The following is a 2,754-nucleotide window of genomic DNA, read 5'->3' on the forward strand; positions in this document are numbered from 1 at the left end:
GTTGCCGCTACGGTATCAATCCGCAGTTCGCTCACGCATTGCTCGAAGGAGAGATGATTGCCAGTGGCCGTGACGCTGCTGGCGACCTTCGCGCAATGGAGCTGCTAAGCCACCCTTTTTTCGTCGCCACCCTGTTCCAACCCGAACGCGCCGCCCTCAAAGGCACCACGCCACCGCTGGCGATTGCCCTGCTCAAGGCGTGCCGGGAGGCCTCGGCATGATCGCCAAGACACCAGCGCCACCTTACTACGCGGTAATTTTCAGCTCACTGCGCGCCGATGGCGATCAGGGCTACGGTCAGGCCGCCACACGCATGCTGGAACTGGCGCGTGAACAGCCTGGATTTCTCGGCGTGGAATCGGCGCGGGAAGATGGCCTGGGGATCACCGTGTCCTATTGGAGCAGCGAAGCGGCGATCCTGGCCTGGAAACAGCAGGCCGAGCATCGGCAAGTGCGCGAGCAAGGGCGCTCCCTCTGGTACACAGCGTTTCAAACTCGGGTATGCAAAGTGGAACGGGACTACACATTCCCAACATGAAATATCGGCCCCTGCAGGAGCGAGCTTGCTCGCTAAAAATGTCAACGATAACGCGTGCACACGGGATGGACGCCGCGCCTGCAAGTTTTTCGCGAGCAAGCTCGCTCCTACAGGTTCATGTGATGGAAAAAGGTGCAGGTCTAGCTGACCAAACTGCGCAACGCACTGATCTGCGGGATCTCGACCTTGCGCATATACACCCGCAACGGTTCGCTGATGTTGAGGCGATCATCAATATGCTGCTCCAGCAGTAACTGAATGCGCGCTCGCGACAGGATCATGGTGTGGTCGGCAGCCGGTACCCAGACGAACTCGGCCGTGGGAATGATGCCGTCATCGGCTACGTCCATGCCGAAGGCATCTTCGCTGAAACGCACGATGTACTGGCCGGTCTTGCGGTTCAGGCCAACGAAGCCGTGGAGTTGGTCGGCGGCCTGGCAGATAAGCTCGGATGTAATGCGCATGGTAAACCTCACTGAAAAGTCCCGCTGGGACTGGAAAGATGGTTTACACGCGTGGCAGAAAATACCGCCCTCTGGCGGGGCGGTTCTGGCTAAGAGTACTGCAACGGATCACAAAAAAACCCACAAAATTGGCCCTCGCGCACGTTAATGTCGGTTTGGTGATAGCGCCTTTCACAATCAATTGTTAAAAAGGACACCTTCTCAAAGTCACCTTCATGAAAGGACTTCGCATATGCCCGTCACGTTTACCAACAGCCCGGTGCCCGCCACCCTAGGCAGTGCCTTGCTGCTGGCGCTGATGCTCGGCATTGGCCCCGCACAGGCTGCCGAGCCGATCAGCCCGGCTGAATTGGCGACAAACGAAGGCATCCCCTACCCTGCCGTGATCGCCCACCGCGGCGCCTCCTATGACGCCCCCGAGTCCACCGCCGCCGCTTACAAGGTCGCGCGCGATCTGGGCGCCGACTACCTGGAGTTGGATCTGCAGCGCAGCAAGGACGGCGTATTGTTCGCCCTGCACGACAACAACCTGCAACGCACCACCGACGTGGCGACCAAGTTTCCCGAGCGCAAAGACGCGCCGGCCAACGAATTCACCTGGAAAGAACTGCAAACCCTCGACGCCGGCAGCTGGTTCAACGCCGCCTACCCTGACCGCGCGCGCTCAGGTTTCGTCGGCCTGAAAATCCAGAGCCTGGATGACATCATCAAAATCGCCGAAGGCAATCCCCAGCACAAACCCGGCCTTTACATCGAAACCAAGGAGCCCAAGCTATTTCCGGGCATCGAGGCCGACCTGAAAAACAAGCTGCTGGACAAGGGCTGGTTGAGCTCCGCCGGCTCCAAGCTGGGCAAGAGCAACACCGGTGTCGGCCAGGGCAAGGGCCGCGTGGTGCTGCAAACCTTCGAAGTGGCCAGCCTGGAACAACTGCAGAAAGAAATGCCCAACACGCCGAAGATCCTGCTGTTGTGGGTGGGTGAAGGCAGCATTGAACCCAAATCCAAGGTGACCTTCGCCGAGTCCGGCGAACCGACCAAAGCCGCCTATTACGCCAAGCAAGAGCCGAAAGACGCGGCCGAGTTCGAGAAATGGGTCGACCAGGCCAAAAGCCTCGGCGCCATCGGCACCGGCCCTTCGGCTGAGCTGACCGACCATGGCGACCAGAGCTACACCGACCTGGTGAAGCCTGAAATGAACAAGCTGACCCACGACAAGGGCCTGTTGGTGCACGTGTACACCGTGGATGAGCCGGTTGATTTCGACAAGGTGATGAACGCCGGCGTCGATGGCATCTTTACCAACCGTGCGGCCGAACTGCTGAAGTTTTACAAGCGCTGGCCGTCGTCCAGCGTTCAGGACCTGCTGAGCGACCATAAATACTGAATCGTAGGTGCCGATGAGCCATTAAGGGTGAGTTAAGTTGCCCGGGTTAATCTGGCCCCACTTAAACAGTTCAACCAGAAGGACACACCATGAAAACCTTGACCGCTCTGTTCGCCGCCACTGCTCTGACCCTGACTGCCGGCCTGGCCCAGGCTGATGTTAGTCCGGACAAGATTGAAGGCCTGCTCAAGTCTGGCGCCGTAATGCCATTCGAAAAACTGAACGCTGCAGCCGTCGCCAAACATGCTGGCGCAACGATCAACGACACTGAGTTGGATCACAACGACAGCGGCGTACTCGTGTATGAAGTTGACCTTACCGACACCGCCGGCAAGAAATACGAAGTGAAGCTGGACGCCAAAACCGGC

At 58.7% G+C, this 2,754-nt stretch carries 4 protein-coding genes and 1 pseudogene; 4 read left to right on the top strand and 1 reads right to left on the bottom strand.

All coding sequences use genetic code 11. The features are described from left to right. Together Q1V60_RS02300 and Q1V60_RS02305 are read left to right on the top strand one after the other, a co-directional pair. Nucleotides 1-221 (top strand): annotated as a pseudogene (locus Q1V60_RS02300) (hypothetical protein); the annotation flags it as partial. Beyond that, nucleotides 218-538 (top strand): antibiotic biosynthesis monooxygenase, encoded by a 321-nt coding sequence (locus tag Q1V60_RS02305; RefSeq protein WP_300627092.1) that lies wholly within the window; start codon nucleotides 218-220, stop codon nucleotides 536-538. The pseudogene Q1V60_RS02300 and the gene Q1V60_RS02305, both read left to right, overlap by 4 nt. Before the next feature lie 140 nt (nucleotides 539-678). On the opposite strand, the gene Q1V60_RS02310 is transcribed toward Q1V60_RS02305, so the two are convergent. Further along, nucleotides 679-1,002 (bottom strand): DUF2025 family protein, encoded by a 324-nt coding sequence (locus tag Q1V60_RS02310; RefSeq protein ID WP_300627094.1) that lies wholly within the window; start codon nucleotides 1,000-1,002, stop codon nucleotides 679-681. A 232-nt stretch (nucleotides 1,003-1,234) separates the two neighbouring features. Here Q1V60_RS02310 and Q1V60_RS02315 point away from each other — a divergent pair, with 232 nt between their 5' ends. Continuing rightward, nucleotides 1,235-2,386, top strand: coding sequence for a glycerophosphodiester phosphodiesterase (locus Q1V60_RS02315; RefSeq protein WP_300627096.1), 1,152 nt, complete (start codon nucleotides 1,235-1,237; stop codon nucleotides 2,384-2,386). 89 nt (nucleotides 2,387-2,475) lie between these two features. Next, a partial coding sequence (locus tag Q1V60_RS02320) for a PepSY domain-containing protein (protein WP_300627097.1) occupies nucleotides 2,476-2,754 on the top strand: 279 nt, incomplete at its 3' end.

The sequence above is a fragment of the Pseudomonas sp. genome, assembly GCF_030147005.1.
GTDB lineage: Bacteria > Pseudomonadota > Gammaproteobacteria > Pseudomonadales > Pseudomonadaceae > Aquipseudomonas.